Below are 20,574 nucleotides of genomic sequence, written 5' to 3' on the forward strand. Positions count from 1 at the left end.
TACGTCTCCACCGTCGGCAAGAACGGCCTCAACGTCATCACCGCACTCCGCGACGCCATCACCGGAAACCCCTGGCTTCCAACCAGCCCCGCAACCACCTGACTAGTTACCCCTGTTTCTCACTCACGACAGTCTTGCGCCGATCGCGCGGCGAGCCAGGGCGTAGGCGTGGGTGCCGCCGTTGAGCACCGCGTCCGCGTTGGCCGCGCGGCCCAGCGCGTGCAGCTCGAACGCCAGGACTTCCGCGTCCGCGTCCAAATGGCCGAGAGTGACGGCTTCGACCGCCGTCTCACGGATGAAGGCCGCGAACGAGCCGCTCGCCGCCGCCACCGCGTCGTGCACCCGGCCCGGGCGGGCGTCGACCTCCGCGCCGACGTTGAAGAAGAAACAGCCGCCCGGGAAAACCCGCTTTTCCGAGTAGTCCAGCCAGCTCTCGCAGACCGCCCGCAGCCGCGGCAGCCCCGGCGCGACGTCGAGAGACGGCGTCACGACGTACGAGCGGAAGATCCCCAAAGCGGCCTCGACCGTCGCGAGCTGCAGCTCTTCTTTGGAGCCGAACAGCGCGAACACGCCGCTCTTGCTCAGCTCCAGCTCGGTGGCCAGCCGGCCGAGCGACAGGCCTTCGAGGCCGTCGACCGACGCGACGTCCACCGCCCGGCGCAGCACCACGCGCCGGGTCGCGTCGCCGCGGGCGACCCGGCCGTCACCCGGCATGCCGCGTCCGCCAGCGGTCCACAGTGGACTGGATGCCGGCGCTCCACTGCTCCGCCAGCGCGGGCGTCGCCAGGACGCGGTCGGCGAAGTCCAGCGCCGCCTCGATCTTCTCCGGCGGCAGCTGACCGTAGTTCGCGAACGAGACCACGTACACCTCGGCGATCGTCGGCGCGTCCGCGCGCTCGACCAGCTCCAGCGCCCCGGCCGTCGGCACGGTGCCCGGCCGCAGCACGCGCAGGTACCACCCGCAGCGCAGGGAGTCGATCATCAGCGGGGCGACGTCCCTGCGGCCGGTCTTCATGGCGAGCTTGTAGCACGGCGACCGCGGTTGGGAGACCTGCACGAGCGCGTCACCCCAGGCCCAGACGTCTCCGATCCGGACGTCGTCCTCGGTGACCCCGGTCAGCGAGATGTTCTCCCCGAAGTCGGCTGCCGAAGCCTCGAAGCCGTCCGCGGCCCAGGCCGGGTAGTGCTCGGCCGGGTAGACGTAGACCGCTTTGTCCGGCCCGCCGTGCACGGTGAGGTCGGCCTGCCGGTCGCCGTCGAGGTTCAGCTCGGTCAGGGTCAGCTCCGGCACCGTGACCGGCGCTTTCGTGATCGCGCTCAGCACCGGCCGCTCCCGCCGGTACCCGAGCACACTCGGTTCGCCCACGTACACACCCGCCAGCTCCATACCCAGAAGATAGCACGACCGTTCGTATTGTTTTCCACCTCTAAGGTGGCGAGCATGGAGCTGCTCGATCAGGCCCGCGCCCACGTCGACTCCGGCGCCTTCTTCACCGAACTGGCCCGGCTGGTCGCCTACCCCACGGTGAGCGACGCACCCGAGGGCCGCGCCGCGATCCAGGCCTACCTCGACGAGGTCCTGACGCCCGCGTTGACCGCGCTCGGCTGCGACGTCACCCAGCACGCCAACCCCGACCCGGCGGGCGGCCCGTTCCTGGTCGGCGTCCGCGCCGAGTCACCCGAGCTGCCGACGCTGCTCTGCTACGGCCACGCCGACGTCGTCGGGGAAGCCGGGCAGTGGAGCGACGGCCTCGACCCGTGGACGCTGACCGCCGTCGGCGACCGCTGGTACGGCCGCGGCACCGCCGACAACAAGGGCCAGCACCTGGTCAACCTCACGGCGTTGCGCCTGCTGCTGGCCGAACGCGGGAAGCTCGGCTTCAACCTCAAGTTCCTCTTCGAGACCGGCGAGGAGATCGGCTCACCAGGCCTCGACGAGTTCGCGTCGCAGCAACGCGAGCTGCTCGGCGCCGACGTCCTCATCGCCTCCGACGGCCCGCGCCTCGACGCGGCCACCCCGACGCTGTTCCTCGGCGCGCGCGGCGGCGTCCGCATCACCCTGGAAGCCGACCTGCGCCCGGACGCCTACCACTCCGGCAACTGGGGCGGCATCCTGCGCAACCCGGCGACGACGCTCACCGGCGCGATCGCGAGCCTGGTCGACGGCCACGGCCGCATCCAGGTACCGGCCCTGCTGCCGCCCGAGCTGCCGGACACCGTGCGGGCCGCGTTGAACGACGTCCTCGTCGGCACCACGCCGGGCGACCCGGCACTGGACGAGAGCTGGGGCGACCCACGGCTGACGCCCGCCGAACGGCTCTACGGCTGGAACACCCTGGAGGTCCTCGCCCTCGGCGCGGCCGACGCCGACCGCCCGGTCAACGCGATCCCCGGCCGGGCCCGCGCGGTGCTGCAGCTGCGATACGTGGCCGGCACCGACGTCGACGGCGTCGCACCGGCCATCCGCGAACACCTTGCCGCACAAGGGTTCTCGATGGTCGAGGTGACCGCCGATGCCAGTTTCCGCGCCAGCCGGACACCCGTCGACAACCCGTGGGTCAGCTGGGCCAAGTCCACTTTGGACGCGGTCGCGGACCGACCCGTCGCGCTCCTGCCCAACTTCGGCGGCGGCCTGCCCAACCACGTCTTCACGGACATCCTGGGACTGGCGACGCTGTGGCTGCCGCACTCCTACCCCGGCTGCCTGCAGCACGCGCCGGACGAGCACCTGCTCGCCCCGGTCGCCCGGGAGGGGCTGGTGCTCGCCACGGCGTTGTTCGGCGCCTTCAGTTCAGCGCCGCCGACTCTTCGTCGGTGAGCAGCCGGGAGCGGATCAGGAAGCGCACGCCTTCGGGCGCCTCCAAGGAAAACCCGCTGCCCCGGCCGGGCACGACGTCGATCGTCAGGTGGGTGTGCTTCCAGTACTCGAACTGCGGACCGGACATCCACACCGGCACGTCCTCGATGCCCTCGACCTCGAGGTCTCCCAACCGGACGTCCGAGACGCCGGTCTTGAACTCGCCTTCCGGGTAACACATCGGGGCACTGCCGTCGCAGCACCCGCCGGACTGGTGGAACATCACCGGCCCGTGGAGCGACACCAGCCGCCGCAGCAGGTCCGCGGCGGCCGGTGTCAGATCGACGCGCTCGGTCATCAGAAGAACCCGAGCGCCTGGTCGGAGTAGGAGACGAGCATGTTCTTCGTCTGCTGGTAGTGGTCCAGCATCATCTTGTGGTTCTCGCGGCCGATGCCGGACGCCTTGTAGCCGCCGAAGGCCGCGTGCGCCGGGTAGGCGTGGTAGTTGTTCACCCAGACGCGGCCCGCCTGGATGTCGCGGCCGGCGCGGTAGGCGGTGTTGCCGTCCCGCGACCAGACGCCGGCGCCGAGGCCGTACAGCGTGTCGTTCGCGATCTTGATCGCGTCGGCGTAGTCGTCGAACTTCGCCACGGACACGACCGGGCCGAAGATCTCCTCCTGGAAGATGCGCATCTTGTTGTCACCGGCGAACACCGTCGGCTCGACGTAGTAGCCGCCCGCCAGGTCGCCGCCGAGGTCGCTGCGCACGCCACCGGTGAGGATCTCGGCGCCCTCCTGCTTGCCGATGTCGATGTAGGACAGGATCTTCTCGAGCTGGTCGTTCGACGCCTGGGCGCCGATCATCGTCTCGGTGTCGAGCGGGTTGCCCTGCTTGATCCGGCGGACCCGCTCGACGCCGTCGCCGAGGAACCGGTCGTAGATGCCCGACTGGACCAGCGCCCGCGACGGGCAGGTGCAGACCTCGCCCTGGTTCAGCGCGAAGAGCGCGAAGCCCTCCTGCGCCTTGTTGTAGAAGTCGTCGTTCTGCGCGGCGACGTCGTCGAAGAAGATGTTCGGGCTCTTGCCGCCGAGCTCGACGGTCACCGGGATGATGTTTTCGCTGGCGTACTGCAGGATCAGCCGGCCGGTGGTGGTCTCGCCGGTGAAGGCGACCTTCCGCACGCGGTTGCTGGACGCCAGCGGCTTGCCGGCCTCGACGCCGAAGCCGTTGACGATGTTGACCACGCCCGGCGGGATCAGGTCGCCGATGATCGAGAACAGCAGGTGGATCGACGCCGGTGTCTGCTCGGCCGGCTTGAGCACGATCGCGTTGCCCGCGGCCAGCGCCGGGGCGAGCTTCCAGACCGCCATCAGGATCGGGAAGTTCCACGGGATGATCTGCGCGACCACGCCGAGCGGCTCGTGGAAGTGGTAGGCGACGGTGTTCTCGTCGATCTGCGAGATGCCGCCCTCCTGGGCGCGCAGCGCGCCGGCGAAGTAGCGGAAGTGGTCGATGGCCAGCGGGATGTCGGCGGCGAGCGTCTCGCGGACGGCCTTGCCGTTCTCCCACGCCTCGGCGACCGCGATCTTCTCGAGGTTCTGTTCCATCCGGTCGGCGATCTTCAGCAGGATGTTCGCCCGTTCCTCGACCGACGTCCGGCCCCAGGCCGGCGCGGCGCCGTGGGCGGCGTCCAGCGCCTTCTCGACGTCTTCGGCGGTGCCGCGGGCGATCTCGCAGAAGGTCTTCCCGGTGACGGGGGTCGGGTTCTCGAAGTACTGCCCGCCGGCCGGTGGCACGTACTCGCCGCCGATGTAGTGGTCGTAGCGCGACTCGTAGCTGACGACGCTGCCTTCGGTGTTCGGTGCGGCGTACTGGACCATCTTCCCTGCCTCGTTGCTCGGAGTGACGGTGTGCTGGTGGCGGCGAACGTAAGCGGGGCGACGTTGCACGAGCGTTGCACCGCCGCCGACCGGCTATCTACGCTGGTGGACGTGGCAGAGGCGCCCGAACCGGAGCTGCTGCGCGACCCCGAGTCGTACGCGCGGCTACTGGAGCATGTCCGCGAGGCGGTGCTCCAGGGCGTTCCCGGGCCCCGGTCACCACGCTCGGTCGTCTCCGACTCGTGGAACCGCTCGCTCGCGGCCCTCGTCGACCCGGACGAGGGCGAGGCACCGTTCGTGTACTCGTCGGCGGATCTTTCGTCGCTGCGGGAAGCCCATCCATTGGCGCCGGTGCTGCCCGTGCTGCGGCAGATGCTGGTGAGCATCGCCGACGACGCCGAGCACGTGATGATCGTGACCGACGCGGACGGCCTGATCCTCTGGCGCGAGGGCGAAACGGCCCAGCTGCTGCGCGGCGACCGCGTCGGCCTCGTCGAGGGCACTCGCTGGAGCGAAGCGGCGATCGGCACGAACGCCATGGGCACGGCGCTCGCGACCGGCGAGCCGGTGCAGATCTACTCGGCCGAACACCTGGTCCGGCGCTACCACACGTGGACGTGCGCGGCGGCACCCGTGCGCGACCCCGAGACCGGCGTGCTGCTCGGCTCGATCGACGTCAGCGGGCCGCTGCGGACGGTCCACCCGGCGATGATTTCGCTGGTCACGGCGACAGCGCAGCTCGCCGAAGGCCAGCTGCGCGCCCACCTCGCGGTCCGCGAGGAACGCCTGCGGCGCGCCAACATGCCGCACCTGGAAGCCCTGCACGGCCGGCCCGGCGCCCTGCTCTCGGCGGGCGGCCGGGTGCTCGCGGCCCAGGCGTGCCTACTTCCGTCCACAGTGGACGTCCGGCGCGGCGGCGGGACGGTCGCCCTGCCCGACGGCCGCCTCGCCACGGTGGAGCCCCTGGAAGAGGGCTACCTGCTCCGGCTCTCTTCTCCGAGTGCCGGCAGCCAGCGCTCCCGGCTTCGGCTCGAATACCTTTCCGACGGCGCGCAGACGACCACTGTGGACGGACGCGAGGTGCCGCTGACGTTGCGCCACGCGGAAATCCTGACACTCCTGGCCCTGCACCCGAACGGCCTCTCCGCGGAACGGCTGGCCCTGCAGCTCTACGGCGAAACGGGCAACCCGGTGACGGTCCGCGCGGAGATCCACCGCCTGCGCTCCCAGCTGGGCGCGCAGGTGGTGCAGACCCGCCCGTACCGCCTGGCGGCCGACGTCGACGCGGACTTCGCCCGCGCGCGAACGGCGTTGCGCGGCGGTTCCCCGGCCGAGGTCCTGCGCGTCTTCCGCGGGCCGCTGCTCCCGGAGTCGGAAGCGCCCGCGATCCGCGAAGAACGCGAGTCCCTCACCGCCCAGGTCCGCCAGGTGGCGTTGAACAGCGACGACCCGGGCGTGCTGTGGTCGTTCTGGGAGACGGCGTGCGGGGTCGACGACTTCGCGGTGCTGGACGCGCTGCTGACGACGCTCCCGGCGGCCGACCCGCGGCGGGCCGCCGTCTCGGCCCACCGCGCCCGGCTCGCCTGAGGCGTCAGGGCCGCAGGTCGGTCACGCCCCGGCCGGTCGCGATGTCGAACGGCACCGAGGCCTGGTCGTGGACGATCTTCCAGGCGCCGCCGAGCTTCCGGAAGCAGAAGGTGGCCCGGACCCACATCCCGTCGACCGCCGTCCCGTCGCGCAGGATCCCGCTGACCCGGCCGAAGCCGTGCCCGACGGCGAGATCGGCGCGCACGGTGAGGGTCAGGTCGCGGAGCTCGTAGTCCACCTTTTCGAAGAAGGTGAACACCTTGGCCCAGTTCGCGAGCTTGGCGTCGAGCCCGACGTGCTGCAGCGGCGGCTCGACGTCGAACGACACGACGTCCTCGGCGTAGATCCCCTTCAGGACCTCGAGATCCTTGGCCCGCAGCCCTTCGATGATCAGGCCCATCTGGGCCCTGATCTCGGCTTCTGCATCCCCGGTCCGCAACGGCGCGAGGGCGGTGCTCCAGGCGACGACGTGGTCCAGCAGCGTGTCGAGCGCGGCGAGCTGGTACTCGCCCGGCTTGAAGACCGTGAAGTTCTCGAACTCCGTGGCGAGCGGCAACGTGACCTGCGGGGAAACGTCGGCCAGCTGCAGCGCACCGCAGACCAGCCGCAGCTGCTCGACGGCGCGGGCGCCCCCGGCACTGCCGTAGGAGACGAAGCCGGCCGCCTTGCCGGCCCACTCCGCGTGGAGGTGGTCGAAGGCGGTCTTGAGCGCGCCGGAGACGGAGTGGTTGTACTCGGGCGTGACGAAGACGAACCCGTCGCACGCGCCGACGGCTTCCGCCCAGCGCTCGGTGTGCTCGTCCGGGAAGCGGCCCGGGTTCGCCATCGGCGGCTCCGCCAAGGGCGGCAGCGGGTGGTCGAGCAGGTCGATCAGCTCGAACTCCACCTCCGCCCGGTCGGCGGCCCGCTCGTGCACCCACCGCGCGACCTGCTCACCCCGGCGGCCGGGACGGGTGCTGCCCAGCACGATTCCGATCTTGATCATCGTTCTCCCCTGTTCGTCGGTTCCGATCAGTTCGACGAAATCGGCCGGTGAGATGTCAGGCGCCCGAGTGCCCGACCGACGAGGTGGCCCCGGCAAACGTCTTGAATGAGTCATTCAGGACCTCCCAAGACCTGAATGACTCATTCAAGACACTCCGCACGGCGATCCCACTCAAGCGCCCGATGTAGACAGCGTCTACAGAAGTTTGATAGACAGTGTCTACAAGGTGAACCGCAGGTTACGGAGATCGGGATGAGCCACCACCGTTTCGTCGTCCTCGGCGACAGCTGCGCCGAAGGTCTCGACGACCCGTACCCGGACCAGCGCGCCTACCGGGGCTGGGCCGACTTCGTCGCGGCTCGCCTCGCTCAGGACGAGCCCGGCTTCCGCTACGCCAACCTCGCCGTCCGCGGGCGGCGGCTCGACCAGATCGTCCCCGAGCAGGTCCCCGCCGCCACGCGCCTCGAACCCGATCTCGTCGCGCTCTTCGGCGGCGGCAACGACGTCATGAGCCGCGGCTGGGACGCGCGGACCGTCGCCCGGCGGGTCGACGCCGCGATCCGGGCCTGCACCGAGATCTCGCCCGTCGTCGTCACCTTCACCCTCAGCGACATCTCCCACCGGATGCCGCTCGGACACCGCATGCGGCCGCGGATCGTCGCGCTCAACGAGGCCATCCGCGAGGCCGCCGTCAGCTACGGCGCGCTGCTCATCGACCTGTGGCCCGACCAGGCCGTCACCGACTCGCGGTACTTCGGCGCCGACCGGCTGCACCTCTCCGCCCACGGCCACCGCCGGCTCGCCGCGTACGTCCTCGGCCGGCTCGGCGTCAGCCACGACCCCGCCTGGCTCGAGCCCCTGCCCGGCGTCGCGGCCGCGGGCGGCTGGCGCGCCGACGCGCACTGGCTGCTGCGCGAGGTCCTGCCGGTCGCCGTGACGCGCACGCGCAACCGGCTGATCGGCCGCCAGCCCGGCGACGGCTTCTTCCCGAAGCGCCCGGACCTGCTCCCCATGACCCGGGACGAGGCATGGGCACCCGGCAACGCCTGATCGACACCGCGTCCGAGCTGCTGGCCGGCGAAGGCGTCGACGCGGTGACGCTGCGCGGGATCGCGAAGGCCGCCGGCGTTTCGCACGGCGCCCCGCTGCGGCACTTCTCCGGCCGCGCCGAACTGCTGTCCGCCGTGGCGACGCGCGGGTACGCCGACCTGCTCGCCCGCCGGGAGACGCTGCCGGGGACCTCGCCGCGAGAGCGGCTGACCGCCGCGTGCCACAGCTACCTCGACTTCGCGCTGACCAACCCCGCGATGTTCGAGCTGATGTTCCGCCGCGACCTGGTCGACGCGGACGACCCGGCGCTCTCGGCGGCGGCGAGCGCGGTGTTCGACACCTTCGCCGTGCTGGTGGCGGCCGTGCCGACGCGGATCGCGCGGTCGGGCGCCGATCTGCGGCTGGTCGCCGCGTCGCTGTGGGCCGCGTTGCACGGCCTCGCGCAGCTGTGGCTGTGGGGCGGATTGGCCGGCGCGAGCTTCGCGCCGTCGCCGGAGTCGGCGCTGGCCGTCACGCTCGACGCGTACCTCGGATAGGAGCCCGGCGAAGAGAGCGCACCAAAGCCCTCCCCCTTGCCTTGGGTTGGGACCCCCTCTCCACCGAGCCGGGTGAGGTTAGCGACGAGCGGCCACGCAGCGGAAGCAACCGGCGACGCAGTGCTGGGTAAACCTTCGCGGTACGCCACGGGCTCCGCCTGCCGCGCCGGGTTGACCAGGTAGCTTCGCAGGCGTGCCGGGACTCCTTCGCGCGCGGCCGCGGCTCGCCGACGCCGTGCTCGCGCTCGTCGTCGCGGCGTACCAGCTCGTCGGCGCGACCGACCTCGGCGGGCACTTCGGCGACCACGCGCGGCCGCTCGGCCTGGTCCTCGCCGTCGTGAGCGCGCTGCCGCTGGCCCTGCGCCGCCGGTTCCCGATCTCCGCGCTGATCGCGTGCGTCGTCCTGATGGGCCTGTTCTACGGCCTCGGCTTCCGGTCGCAGCTCGGCCAGCTCAGCGTGGTCGTGGCCGCGTACACGGTGTGGGCGCACTGCCGGCTCCGCGACGCGCTGCTCGTGACGGTGCCCGGCCTGGCCGCCTACGAGACGTCGATGCTGGTCGGCAGCCCGGTCTCCCCCGTCGGCGACTCGCTCCTGGCGCTGCTGCTCACCACCGGCGTCGCGGCGATCGGGCGTGCCGCCTACGTGCGCAGCCACCGCCTGCGCGACGCCGAGCACGAAGCCGAGCAGGCCGTCGCCGAGGAACGCGTCCGGATCGCGCACGAGCTGCACGACGTCGTCTCGCACCACCTCTCGGTGATCTCGGTGCAGGCCAACCTCGCGCGGTACGTCTTCGAGTCGGCGCCGGACACCGCGCGGACGGCCCTGGACACGATCACCGGCACGACGACCGAAGCGCTCGACGAGCTGCGACGCCTCCTCAGCGTCCTTCGCCCGCCGCAGCACGCGCCGGCGGAGTACCGGCCGCAGCCCGGGCTCGCCGACCTGGACGCGCTCGCCGCGCGGCTCCGCGACGCCGGGATCCCGGTCGACGTGCGCGTGACCGGCGAGCCCCGGACGTTGCCGCCGGGCCAGCAGCTGTGCGCGTACCGCGTCGCGCAGGAGGCACTGACCAACGTGCTCAAGCACGCCGGCTCCCCGGCTTCGCTGCTGCTCGACTACCGGCCGGCCGAGCTGGTGCTCAGCGTGACCGACGCGGGTGGCCGCGCGGTCGTGCCGAACCCGGGCGGGCACGGGCTGGTCGGCATGCGCGAACGCGCCCGGATGTACGGTGGTGTGATCACCATCGGCCCCCGTGACCCGGCCGGGTTCGCCGTCGTGCTGACCCTGCCGTACCCGAGCCGCCCGTCGCCCGAACCGCAGGAGCCCGAGTGACCAGCGTGCTGGTGGTCGACGACCAGGACCTCGTCCGCGCCGGGTTCGCCGCGTTGCTCGGCGCGGTGCCGGGCATCGACGTCATCGGCGAAGCGCGTGACGGGCTCGAGGCCGTCGCGAAGGCGGCGGCGCTGCGTCCCGACGTCGTCCTGATGGACATCCGGCTGCCCGAGCTGGACGGCGTGCGGGCGACCGAGCGGATCCTCGCGTCGGCGCCGCCGCGGCCCAGCGTGCTCATGCTGACGGTGTTCGACCTCGACGAGTACGTCTACGCGGCGTTGCGCGCGGGCGCGTCGGGCTTCCTGCTCAAGGACAGCCCGCCGGAGACACTGATCGCGGGCATCCACGCGGCCGCCCGCGGCGACATGCTGTCCGGCCCGGCGATCACCCGCCGGCTGGTGGAGGCGTTCACCGCGACGCGGCCTGCCGCCGAGCCGGAGCTGCCGGGGCTGACCGACCGCGAGCGGGAGGTGCTGCGGTCCGTCGGCACGGGCGCGACGAACGGCGACATCGCGGCCGAGCTGCGCGTCAGCGAGGCGACGGTGAAGACGCACCTCAACCGGCTGATGGCGAAGCTGGGCATTTCGAGCCGGGCGCAGGCGGTCGTCGTGGCGTACGAAACCGGTCTCGTGTGGCCGGGCGACACGCGCACCCGGTGCACGCGTCCGAACACCTGATCGAATACCCTGCCTCCCATGACCGAGTCAGACCCGCAGCTCGAGCGCATCCGCAAGCTGCTGGCCAAGGCCGAGGACCCGGCGGTGACCGAGGCGGAGGCCGAGGCCTACAACACGAAGGCCGCCGAGCTGGTCGCGCGCTACGGGATCGACCAGGCGATGCTCGCCGCGTCCGGCGCGAGCACCGACGAGATCGGCACGCTGAAGATCCCGATGAACGACCCGTACAGCCGCGACAAGGCGAGCCTGCTGACGTCGGTCGCGTACCCGCTGCGCTGCCGGACGCTGCTGCACCGCTACGGCCAGAAGGTCGAGAGCGTCACGGTGTTCGGCTACCGGTCCGACCTCGGCCGGGTCGAGCTGCTGTTCACGAGCCTGCTGCTGCAGGCGAGCACGCAGCTGACACGCGTGCGCCCGGACGGCTTCTTCCCCGGCGAGTCGCTCGCCGCCTACCGCCGCACGTGGCTGCACGGCTTCGCCCGCGCGGTGCACGAGCGGCTGACTCACGCCGAGCAGGAAGCGGTCCGCACGGCGGCGCCCGGCGAGCGGTCGGCGGAGCTGGTGGTCCGCGACCGCGCCCAGCTGGTGCAGCACGCGTTCGACTCCGAGTACGGCGACCTGCGTTCGGCGGCACCCCGCCGGCTGTCCGGCAGCGGCTACCTCGACGGCCACGACGCCGGCACGCGGGCCAACCTCGACCCGTCCGCCTTGACCCGCCGCCAGAAGGCCCTGCGCTGAGCGTCGCCCGGATGCCGGTGTCCGGGCGGTGATCTTTTCGCTTCACTGGGTCGCATGCGCGTTGTCGATCTTGCCGAGCGCCCCGACCTGCTCGACGCCGCCCTGAACCTCGGCGACGTCGGCGGCCAGTTCATCTACCAGGGCGCGAGCGGCCGGATGATCACCGGTGAGCGCTTCCTGCGCCACTGGGCGCGGTACTTCCTGATCGCGCTGGACGACGACGGCGTGCCGATGGCGCGGGCGCTGTCGGTTCCCCTGACGTTCCCGGCGCACGACCGCACGGAACTGCCGGACCACGGCTGGGACCAGGCGATCGAGTGGGCGGCCCAGGACGTCATGGACGGCCGCGAGCCGAACGCGTTGTGCGCGTTGGAAGTCGTCATCGCGCCACACCTGCGCGGCAGCGGGCTGTCCGCGCCGATGCTCAAAGCGTTGAAGGCACGCGCCGCGGAAGACCGGCTGCGGAAGCTGATCGTGTCGGTCCGCCCGATCGGCAAGGAGGCCGAGCCCGCGGTCCCGATGCCGGAGTACGCGGCCCGCCGCCGCGAAGACGGCCTGCTCGCCGACCGCTGGCTGCGCACCCACGAACGCCTCGGCGCGCGGGTCGTCAAGGTGTGCCCGTTCGCGGTGACGCTGGCCGGTTCGCTCGCCGACTGGCGCGACTGGACCGGCGTGAAACTGCGGGACGGCGAGAACTTCGTCCCGGGCGGCATCGCGCCGGTGTACGCGTCGACGGCCCACGACACGGCCACCTACGTCGAGCCGAACGTCTGGCTGGAGCACCCGATGTGATCTCGGGGATCACCCCGATACCCCCTCGCCCCACCACCTGCTAACTTTTGTTGGCATGTGGACCACGGGCGACGAGCTCCTGCGGCAGCTGGGTGCCCTCGGCAACCCGCACCGGCTGCGGATCGTCGCCGCCCTGCGGGCCGAGCGCACCTACGTCAGCAAGCTCGCGCGCGAGCTGCGGATCAGCCGTGCGCTCCTGCAGGTCCACCTGCGCAAGCTCGAAGCCGCGGGCCTGGTCGAGGCCAGTTTCGAGGTCGGCGAAGACGGCAAGACGCTGCGGTTCTACGAGCTCACGCCGTTTTCCGTCGTCCTGACGCCCGAAACCATCGCGGCCGCCGTGCCGACGCTGACCACACCGGAATCCGTCCAGGGGGACGGCCAGGAGGGACGGACATGAATTGGCACCAGTGGCAGGAGATCATCGGCGTGACCGGGGTCTTCGTCCTGATCACCGTCGTGCTGTCGATCGCGATCGTGCAGCTGGCCTCGACGTGGCGCGCGAAGGCCGCGCTCGCCCGCGAGGACGAATACCGGAGCCTCGCCGAGAAAGCCGTGCGGACACAGGAAGAAACCGAACGGCAGCTGCGGGACGTCCAGGATCGCCTGCGGTCCATCGAACACGTGCTCAAGGAGGTCGACTGACCTGAGGCCCTGGACCGCCGAGCGGCAACTCGGCGGCCCAGGAAGAAGAAGCACCCACTCGCCCGAGGGCGAGCTCTCATCGGATCACTCCTTCACGGAAGGACCTTAGTTCATGCTGCCCGCACCCACGCCCGTGGTCGAACGCGTGACGAACTGGTCGCTGCGCCACCGCGCCGCCGCGATCCTCGGCTGGCTGGCGCTCGTCGCACTCTCCTGGGCCATCGGCACCTTGGTGCCCGGCACGGACGCGCACTCGAGCCCCGCCGGCGACGCCGGCACCGGCCAAGCCGTCCTCGACCGCCAGGCCGCCCGCGAACCGTTCTGGGAGAACGTCCTCGTCCCCCGCGACGCCACCGCCGTCGTCACCGACCTGGTGACGACGTTGACGACGTCCGGTGCGGTCGCGGACATCCGCTCCCCGCTCGACGACCCGGCGCAGGTCTCCGCCGACGGCCGATCCGGCCTCGTCACCTTCCGGATCCTCGGTACCGGCACGGAAATCCGGGCGAACCTCGCGACGGCGACCGCCGCCGTCGCCACGGTCGCCGCCCGCCACCCGGACGCCCGGCTCGCGCAAGCCGGCGACCTCAGCGTGTCCGGCGCGGTCGACCAGAGCATCAAGGAGGACATCAAGCGCTCCGAAACCCGTTCGCTGCCACTGACCCTGCTGATCCTGCTGGCCGTGTTCGGCTCGCTGGTCGCGGCCGCGATCCCGGTGCTGCTCGCGGGCACCACGGTGGTCGCGACCTTCGGGCTGCTGTCCGCGGTGGACAACTGGATTCCGGTCAACAGCGCCACTTCCTCGATGACGTTGCTGATCGGCATGGCGGTGGGCGTCGACTATTCACTGTTCTTCCTGCGCCGGGCCAAGGAAGAACGCGCGCACGGCGTCGACGAGTCGCTCCGGATCGCCGCCCGGACGTCCGGGCACGTCATCGTCGTGTCGGGGCTGACCGTCGTGCTGTGCGTGACCGGCCTGCTGTTCACCGGCCTCGACAACCTCCGCGGCCTGACCGTGAGCACGGTCCTCGTCGTCGGCCTCGCCGTGCTGGCCGCGGTGACCGTGCTGCCCGCGACGCTCTCGCTGCTCGGAACCCGTGTCGACCGCCTCCGGATCCCGTTGCTGGGCAAGCGAAGCACGCGCTCGCGGTGCTGGGCGGCGGTAGCGGGCGTCGTCACCCGGCGGCCCGCGCTGTGGAGCGGGATCGCCGCCGGGCTACTGGTCCTGCTCGCCCTGCCCGCGGCCGGGATCCGGCTGCAGGACCCGGTTCCGACCGAAAGCCTGCCGCGCAGCGTCCCGGTGATCGACGCGGCCGCGCGCGTGCAGGAAGCGTTTCCCGGCGTGACGATGCCCGCGCACGTCGTCGTCTGGAGCGACCGGGGCCCGGTCGACACCCCCGCGGTCCGCCGGGCGATCGGCGAACTCACCGCCGAGACGCCGAAACCGACCGTGGTGGTTCCGGTGGACAACGCACTTGTCGTGCGGATCCCGCTCGGCGGCACCGGAAACGACGAAGCGGCCGACCGGACGTTGACGACGTTGCGGGAAACCCTGCTGCCGCGGACGATCGGCAGGCTGGACGGCGTCCACCTCGCCGTCGCGGGCCGGACCGCGGAGGCGCACGACTTCACCGCGCAGGTGCTCGCGCGAGCGCCGTACGTCTTCGGGTTCATCCTGCTGCTCGCGTTCGTGCTGCTGCTCGTCGTGTTCCGCTCGGTCGCGGTGCCGGCGGTGTCGATCCTGCTCAACCTGCTCTCGGTCGGCGCGGCGTACGGCGTGCTCACGCTGGTCTTCCAGGACGGCTTTCTCGCACCACTACTGGGTTTCACGCCCTACGGCGGCGTGCTGGGCTGGCTGCCGATGTTCCTGTTCGTGCTGTTGTTCGGGCTGAGCACGGACTACCACGTCTTCATCCTCAGCCGGATCCGCGAACGACGGCGGGCCGGCGGCGACGCGCGCGAGGCGATCGTCGAAGGGACCGCGCGCAGCTCCGGCGTCGTGACCAGCGCCGCTCTGATCATGACCGGGGTGTTCAGCATCTTCCTGAGCCTCGCGGCGATCGAGTACAAGATGCTGGGCCTGGGCATGGCCTTCGCGATCCTGCTCGACGCGACGCTCGTGCGCGGGGTGCTGCTGCCCGCGGCGCTGGCCTTGTTCGGCGACCGGCTCTGGCGACCCGAAGCTGTAGCAGACCTTAAAGATCACTCCAGAACTCTTCACTTGTCCTGACAGATCACTTTCGGCACCGTGGACAGCGTGACTGGATGGGTGCGCATCGCCGTACTGGCCCTGCTGTGGGGCTCGGGTTTTCTGTGGATCAAGCTGGCCCTGACCGGGCTGAGCCCGGTCCACCTCACGCTGGTCCGCTGCGCGCTCGGCGCGGTGACGCTGCTGGCCATGGCCTTCGCGACCGGCCAGCGCCTGCCGCGCGACCGCCGGACGTGGGGGCGGCTGGTCGTCGCCGCGTTCTTCTGCAACGCCCTGCCATTCGCGCTCTTCGGGATCGGGGAACGCACGGTGGACTCCGGCGTCGCGGGTGTCATGAACGCCACGACACCGTTGTGGTCACTACTGATCGGCGTCCTGCTCGGCACCGACCGCCGCCTGGGGCCGGCCCGGCTGCTCGGGCTGGCCCTCGGTTTCGCCGGCGTGCTGGTGATCTTCGCGCCGTGGCAGCAGGCCGGCCTGCTGAGCGGGGGCGCGCTCGCGCTGCTCGGGGCCGGACTCAGCTACGCGATCGCGTTCGCTTACATGGCAAGGAAACTGCCACCCGGCGGCGCGCCGCTCGCCCTCTCGGCCGCCCAGCTGACGACGGCCACCGCGTTGACCGCGCTGGCTCTCCCCGTGTCCGGTGCGGCTCCGCACCTGAACCTGACCGCGCTGTCGGCAGTGACGGTCCTCGGCGTCTTCGGGACCGGCATCACCTTCTACCTCAACTACCGGATCCTCACCGAAGAAGGCCCGACGGCCGCCGCGACCGTCGGCTACCTGCTCCCGGTGGTGTCGGTCGCGCTCGGCGCGCTCGTCCTCGGCGAACCGCTGACGCCCCGGGTCGTCGGCGGCATGGTGATCGTGCTCGCCGCCGTCGGCCTGACGCGGTGGCCGGCTCAGGCGAAGGTGGCGGCGAGTTCGCCAGGCGGCATCGCGGCCCCGAAGTAGTCGCCCGTGCCCAGCTCCGCGCCGGCCTTGCCCCACCAGCTCGCCTGGTCCTCGGTGTGGATCCCGTCGACGACGAGCGTGGCGCCGACCTGCCGGACGAGCGGCACCAGCGCGCCGAGGAACGTCGAGTCCGACCACGCCTGCCACTGCGCGAGCCGGCGGTCGACGCGGACGATGTCGACCGGCAGGTCCTCGACCGCCCGCAGGTCGTCCGCCCCGAGCCCGAACTCGTCGAGCATGACGCGGACCCCGAGATCGGCGAGCGCGGTGACGTTCTCGAGGACCCCGGACACCGGCAGCGCGCCGACCGGGACGCCGAGCATCAGCTGCTCCGGCGGCAGGCCGGTGTCCGCGAGCAGCCGCGTCACGCGGGTGCCGAGGGCGTCGTCGGACACCTGGTGCCCGGTGAGCCCGGCGACCACCGGCAGCTCGGAACCCGCGCGCTGCCGCCACCATTCGCCCTGCCGGCTCGCCGCGCGCAGCAGCCAATCCCCGAGCGGCAGCGCGAGCCCGGTCGACTCGGCGAGCTCCGCGCAGCGTTCGTGCGCCAGCGGCTGCGCGCCCGGCCGGTCCCAGTGCAGGCGGGCCTCGAACCCGGCGACCTCGCCGTCGGCCAGCCGCGCCAGCGGCCGGTAGCGCACGCCGATCTCGCCGCGCTCCCAGGCGCCGGCCATCCCGACGGCCAGCGCCTGCGTCCGCCGGTCCTGGGCGTCGGTGTCCCGGTCGAACACCTTCCACTGACCGCGCCGGCGCACCTTGGCGCGCCGCAGCGTCTGGTCGGCCGCGCGCAGCAGTTCCGCCGGGTCGATGCCCTTGTCCGGCCGGTGCACCACGCCCGCGCTGGCCGACAGCGCGAGCCCGTGGCCGCCGACGAAGAACGGCTCGGCGAGCTCGTCGTTGATCGCGCGCACGATGGAGTCGATGTCCGGCGTCGTCGCCGAGTTCTCGACGAGGATGCCGAACTCGTCGGCGTGGAACCGCGCGATCATGGACCGCTCGCGGGCCATGACGGCCTTCAGCCGCTGGGCGAAGTGCACCAGCAGCTGCTCGCCGACGCGGGTGCCGAGGCTGTTGCAGACCATGCCGAACGCGTCGAGGTCGACGTGGAAGAGGGTGACGCCGTACTCCGGGTCGGCGCGCCGCAGCGCCGCCTCGAGGTAGGTGCCGAAGTACTGGCGGTTCGGCAGGCCGGTCAGCACGTCGTGCAGGGCCTGACGGCTCAGTTCACCCTGCAGCAGCATCAGCTCGGTGCCGTCCTCCACCACGACGACGAAGTGACCGGGCCGGTCTTCGGCGTCGCGCAGCAGCGACGCGGAGAGCGAGATGCGGGCGACGTCGCCGTCCTTGCGCAGCAGCCGCTGGGACTGCCGGACCCGCTCCTTGCCGCCGCAGGCCAGCGCGCTCATCGCCTCGCGGAAGACCTCGACGTTGTCCGGGTGCACGTGCTCGTCCACCAGCGTCCCGGTGAGCTCGCCGGCCTGGTGCCCCAGCATCTCGGCCAGCGCGGCGTTCGCGCGCACGATCCGGCCGTCGAGGCCGACCAGCGCGATGCCGCTCGCGGACGACGTCACCACCTCGTCGAAGCGCGCTTCGCTCTGCTTGAGGTTCCACTGCGCGTCCCGCACCGCCTTGAGCAGCGAGAGGTGCATGATCTCCTGCTGGTCGAGGACGCTGCGCTCGTGCGCGACCAAGAAGCCGCAAGAGAGTGTTCCCAGCGCCAGCGCGATCCGCTCGGTGAAGCGGTCCGCCGGCTGCAGTTCGGGCAGCCCCGGCAGGCCCTTCCCGAGGACGTCGAGCGTGCACCGCAGCCCCGGCTCGCCGACGTAGCCGAGCCCGACCAGCCGCCCGCCGATCCGCTCGGCGGGTGCCGTGTCCGCGGCCGCGCCGCCCAGCGAGTCGACCAGCGTGTCGAGCATTCCGCGCAGTTCTTCGTCGAGCAGCTCCCGGCTCAGCGAAACGACGGTCACGCCGCTGAGCAGGTAGGCCCATTTCCGGGCGAGCACGGTCCGCGCGCGTCCGGGGTCCGGACTCGTCGGCTGCTCCGGCAGTTTTTCGATCATCGGCATCCGCGACGTCCGCTCAGCTCTTGCGGCCGATTCCGGCGTAAACGAGCATGTTCATCTCGGCCGCGGCGGCGATGTCCGCCGGCCCGGACGGCCGCCATTCCCCGCAGCCGACCAGCCCCGGTTCGACGATTTCGAAACCGGTGAAGAGTTCGGCCACCTGGGCGTACGTGCGCAGCGTCACTTGATCGGGACTGCGGCTTTCCTTGATCACTTCGGTCGCTTCTCCGAGATTTTCGCCTTGGTGGTCGCCGGTCACATGGGTGATCGCGAGAAAACTTCCCGGCGCCAATACCGAACTGTAGCGCGCCACGAGGTCGAGCGGATCGTATTCGTCCGGGACCCAATGCAGCATCAACAACATCATGAGTCCGACGGGTTTTTCGAAGTCGAGTAAACCGCGCACCGACGGTGCATCGAAAATCTTTTCGGGGTCCCGCATATCGGCCTGCACAATCGCTGCACGATCGTTGCCGGCGAGCAGCAGTTCACTGTGCGCGACCGCCACCGGGTCGCGATCGACGTAGACCACCCGGCAGTCCGGATCCTGGTCCTGGGCGACCTCGTGCACGTTGGCCACGGTGGGGATGCCGGAGCCGATGTCGAGGAACTGCCGGATCCCCTGACCGGTCATGAACCGCACCGCGCGCCCGAGAAACGCGCGGTTGACGCGCGCCGCGTCGCGCAGCCCGGGCATCGCGTGTTCGATCTGCTCGCCCACCGCGCGATCGACGGCGAAGTTGTGGCCGCCGCCGAGCATGAAGTCGTAAGTGCGCGCCATGCTGGGCACGGAGATATCGACGCCCGGCGGAACCCATTCCGGTGATCGAGTCACGGAAAACACCTTCTCAGCCGTTTCGGATCGGAAAGAGCTTAGCGATTCGTGATGGTGCGGTGACTGCGCCATCCGCGTGAGCACACACCACCCGATCGGGCACTGTCCCGTTCGGCCGGACGCGCCTACCGTAGGCCGTCTCCTTGGGAAATCCACACAATGGCGTAACGAGGAGTCCGCATGACCGTGCCGGTGGCCCCGGGTCGGTGGCCTTTTCTCGGGCACAGTCCGGCACTGCTGCGACGACGCTCCGCATTCACCGACGCCTTGCACGAACACGGGGAAATCGTCGAAATCCACCTCGGCCCGATGCCCGCGTACTTCGTCACCAGCCCCCGGCTGGCCCACGAAGTGCTGGTCACGGCCGGGCCGAAGTTCCGCAAGGGCGCCATGTTCGACAAGTTCAAGCCGTTCGTCGGAAATGGCTTGGTGCTTTCGAACGGTGACTTCCACCTCCGGCAGCGCCGACTGATGCAGCCGGCGTTCCACCGCGACCGCCTGGCCGCGTACGCCGGGATCATGACGCGCGCGGCGGCGGAACTGAGCGACTCGTGGCAGCCGGGCGAAGTGCGGCCGCTCGACGAAGACCTGCAGGGGCTCGCGGTGACGATCGTCGGCGAGGCCTTGTTCTCCACGGAAATCGGGAAAGCGGCGGTCGAGGAAGCCCGCCGGTCCATCTACCTCATCATCCAGCAGGGAATGATTCGCGCGCTGTCCCCGAAGTTCGTGGAAAAGCTGCCGGTGCCCGGCAACCGGCGGTTCGACGAGGCCATCAAGCGGATGCAGGACATCGTCGTCGAAGTCATCCGCGACTGGCGCACCGAAAGTGTCGACCGCGGCGACCTGCTGTCGACGCTCCTGCTCGCCGGCATGACCGACGAGCAGGCCCGCGACGAGGTGCTCACCCTGCTCACCGCGGGCATCGAGACGACCGCGCTGGCGCTGTCCTGGACGTTCCACGAGCTCGGCCGGCACCCGGACGTCGAGGCGCGGGTGCACGCCGAGGTCGACGAGGTACTGGACGGGCGTCCCGTCACGATCGACGACATCGCCCGGCTGACCTACGTCCGGCAGGTGGTCGACGAAGTCCTGCGCTGCTACCCGCTGTGGATGCTGATGCGCCGCACGCTCGAGGAGGTCGACCTCGGCGGCACGCGGATCCCGGAGGGCGCCGAGGTGATCGTCAGCCCGCACGCCCTGCACCACGATCCCGCGTCGTTCCCCGACCCGGACCGGTTCGACCCCGGCCGCTGGGCACCGGAGCGGGTGGCGTCGCTGCCCAAGGGCGCGTTCGTCCCGTTCGGCGCGGGCGGGCGGCAGTGCATCGGAAACCGCTTCGCCCAGAACGAAATCGTCATCACGGTGGCCACGGTGGCCGCGCGCTGGCGGCTGGTCCCGGTCCCGGGCCGGCCGGTGCGCGTGAAGTTCACCTCCGCCGCTTACCCGGACAGCCTGCCGATGACGGCTGTCCCCCGTCACCAGTAGGAGGCTTTTCCCC

General features: G+C 71.2%; 20 protein-coding genes. 13 read left to right on the plus strand and 7 right to left on the minus strand.

Features of this window, described 5'->3' with window-relative positions:
- Nucleotides 1–123: 123 nt before the first annotated feature.
- Nucleotides 124–714, minus strand: coding sequence for a TetR/AcrR family transcriptional regulator (locus tag QQ657_RS15080; RefSeq protein ID WP_284742757.1), 591 nt, complete (start codon nt 712–714; stop codon nt 124–126).
- Nucleotides 704–1,387: an MOSC domain-containing protein gene (locus tag QQ657_RS15085; RefSeq protein WP_284742758.1), complete on the minus strand. Its 684-nt coding sequence runs from the start codon at nt 1,385–1,387 to the stop codon at nt 704–706. Before QQ657_RS15085 ends, QQ657_RS15080 begins: the two co-directional genes overlap by 11 nt.
- A gap of 54 nt (nt 1,388–1,441) precedes the next feature.
- Between QQ657_RS15085 and QQ657_RS15090 the strand changes: the two genes are divergently transcribed.
- Nucleotides 1,442–2,818, plus strand: coding sequence for a M20 family metallopeptidase (locus tag QQ657_RS15090; RefSeq protein WP_284742759.1), 1,377 nt, complete (start codon nt 1,442–1,444; stop codon nt 2,816–2,818).
- Here QQ657_RS15090 and QQ657_RS15095 read toward each other — a convergent pair.
- A complete protein-coding gene (locus tag QQ657_RS15095) occupies nt 2,787–3,155 on the minus strand; it encodes a DUF779 domain-containing protein (RefSeq protein WP_284742760.1) in 369 nt (122 codons plus the stop codon). The genes QQ657_RS15090 and QQ657_RS15095 overlap by 32 nt on opposite strands.
- Nucleotides 3,155–4,678, minus strand: a complete 1,524-nt coding sequence (gene exaC, locus QQ657_RS15100; protein ID WP_284742761.1) for an acetaldehyde dehydrogenase ExaC — start codon at nt 4,676–4,678, stop codon at nt 3,155–3,157. The genes QQ657_RS15095 and exaC overlap by 1 nt, the downstream gene beginning before the upstream one ends.
- Before the next feature lie 111 nt (nt 4,679–4,789).
- On the opposite strand from exaC, the gene QQ657_RS15105 reads away from it, so the two are divergent.
- Entirely contained in the window at nt 4,790–6,265 is a 1,476-nt protein-coding gene (locus QQ657_RS15105; RefSeq protein ID WP_434056740.1) for a helix-turn-helix domain-containing protein, read from the plus strand.
- Between the two features lie 4 nt (nt 6,266–6,269).
- Here QQ657_RS15105 and QQ657_RS15110 read toward each other — a convergent pair whose 3' ends face one another.
- Entirely contained in the window at nt 6,270–7,250 is a 981-nt protein-coding gene (locus QQ657_RS15110) for an NAD(P)H-dependent oxidoreductase (protein WP_284742763.1), read from the minus strand.
- A gap of 252 nt (nt 7,251–7,502) precedes the next feature.
- On the opposite strand from QQ657_RS15110, the gene QQ657_RS15115 reads away from it, so the two are divergent.
- The 10 genes from QQ657_RS15115 (at nt 7,503) to QQ657_RS15160 (ending at nt 16,178) form a co-directional block, all read left to right on the plus strand.
- The gene (locus QQ657_RS15115) at nt 7,503–8,300 is read left to right on the plus strand and encodes an SGNH/GDSL hydrolase family protein (RefSeq protein WP_284742764.1); all 798 of its coding nucleotides are present in this window, start codon (nt 7,503–7,505) and stop codon (nt 8,298–8,300) included.
- A complete protein-coding gene (locus tag QQ657_RS15120) occupies nt 8,279–8,836 on the plus strand; it encodes a TetR/AcrR family transcriptional regulator (protein ID WP_284742765.1) in 558 nt (185 codons plus the stop codon). The genes QQ657_RS15115 and QQ657_RS15120 overlap by 22 nt, the downstream gene beginning before the upstream one ends.
- Before the next feature lie 193 nt (nt 8,837–9,029).
- Nucleotides 9,030–10,169, plus strand: coding sequence for a sensor histidine kinase (locus QQ657_RS15125; protein WP_284742766.1), 1,140 nt, complete (start codon nt 9,030–9,032; stop codon nt 10,167–10,169).
- Nucleotides 10,166–10,846: a response regulator gene (locus QQ657_RS15130; RefSeq protein WP_284742767.1), complete on the plus strand. Its 681-nt coding sequence runs from the start codon at nt 10,166–10,168 to the stop codon at nt 10,844–10,846. The genes QQ657_RS15125 and QQ657_RS15130 overlap by 4 nt, the downstream gene beginning before the upstream one ends.
- An 18-nt stretch (nt 10,847–10,864) precedes the next feature.
- Nucleotides 10,865–11,584 carry a DUF2786 domain-containing protein gene (locus QQ657_RS15135; protein ID WP_284742768.1) on the plus strand — a complete coding sequence of 240 codons (720 nt, stop codon included), beginning with the start codon at nt 10,865–10,867 and terminating at the stop codon, nt 11,582–11,584.
- 54 nt (nt 11,585–11,638) lie between these two features.
- Nucleotides 11,639–12,376, plus strand: coding sequence for a Long-chain-fatty-acid--CoA ligase (locus tag QQ657_RS15140; protein ID WP_284742769.1), 738 nt, complete (start codon nt 11,639–11,641; stop codon nt 12,374–12,376).
- A 55-nt stretch (nt 12,377–12,431) separates the two neighbouring features.
- On the plus strand, nt 12,432–12,773 hold the full coding sequence (locus QQ657_RS15145; protein ID WP_284742770.1) for an ArsR/SmtB family transcription factor: 342 nt from the start codon (nt 12,432–12,434) through the stop codon (nt 12,771–12,773).
- Nucleotides 12,770–13,018: a hypothetical protein gene (locus QQ657_RS15150; protein ID WP_284742771.1), complete on the plus strand. Its 249-nt coding sequence runs from the start codon at nt 12,770–12,772 to the stop codon at nt 13,016–13,018. Before QQ657_RS15145 ends, QQ657_RS15150 begins: the two co-directional genes overlap by 4 nt.
- Nucleotides 13,019–13,130: 112 nt before the next feature.
- The gene (locus QQ657_RS15155) at nt 13,131–15,248 is read left to right on the plus strand and encodes an MMPL family transporter (protein WP_284742772.1); all 2,118 of its coding nucleotides are present in this window, start codon (nt 13,131–13,133) and stop codon (nt 15,246–15,248) included.
- 27 nt (nt 15,249–15,275) lie between these two features.
- Nucleotides 15,276–16,178, plus strand: a complete 903-nt coding sequence (locus tag QQ657_RS15160; RefSeq protein WP_284742773.1) for a DMT family transporter — start codon at nt 15,276–15,278, stop codon at nt 16,176–16,178.
- Here the strand turns inward: QQ657_RS15160 and QQ657_RS15165 are convergent.
- Together QQ657_RS15165 and QQ657_RS15170 are read right to left on the minus strand one after the other, a co-directional pair.
- Nucleotides 16,127–18,238 carry a putative bifunctional diguanylate cyclase/phosphodiesterase gene (locus QQ657_RS15165; protein WP_284742774.1) on the minus strand — a complete coding sequence of 704 codons (2,112 nt, stop codon included), beginning with the start codon at nt 18,236–18,238 and terminating at the stop codon, nt 16,127–16,129. The two genes, QQ657_RS15160 and QQ657_RS15165, sit on opposite strands and share 52 nt — an antisense overlap.
- Nucleotides 18,239–18,257: 19 nt before the next feature.
- The gene (locus tag QQ657_RS15170) at nt 18,258–19,076 is read right to left on the minus strand and encodes an SAM-dependent methyltransferase (protein WP_284742775.1); all 819 of its coding nucleotides are present in this window, start codon (nt 19,074–19,076) and stop codon (nt 18,258–18,260) included.
- Nucleotides 19,077–19,256: 180 nt separating this feature from the next.
- Between QQ657_RS15170 and QQ657_RS15175 the strand changes: the two genes are divergently transcribed.
- Complete coding sequence (locus QQ657_RS15175) at nt 19,257–20,561, plus strand: cytochrome P450 (protein ID WP_284742776.1); 1,305 nt, start codon at nt 19,257–19,259, stop codon at nt 20,559–20,561.
- The last annotated feature ends 13 nt before the right edge of the window (nt 20,562–20,574 follow it).

This window comes from Amycolatopsis ponsaeliensis, from assembly GCF_030182635.1.
GTDB lineage: Bacteria > Actinomycetota > Actinomycetes > Mycobacteriales > Pseudonocardiaceae > Amycolatopsis > Amycolatopsis ponsaeliensis.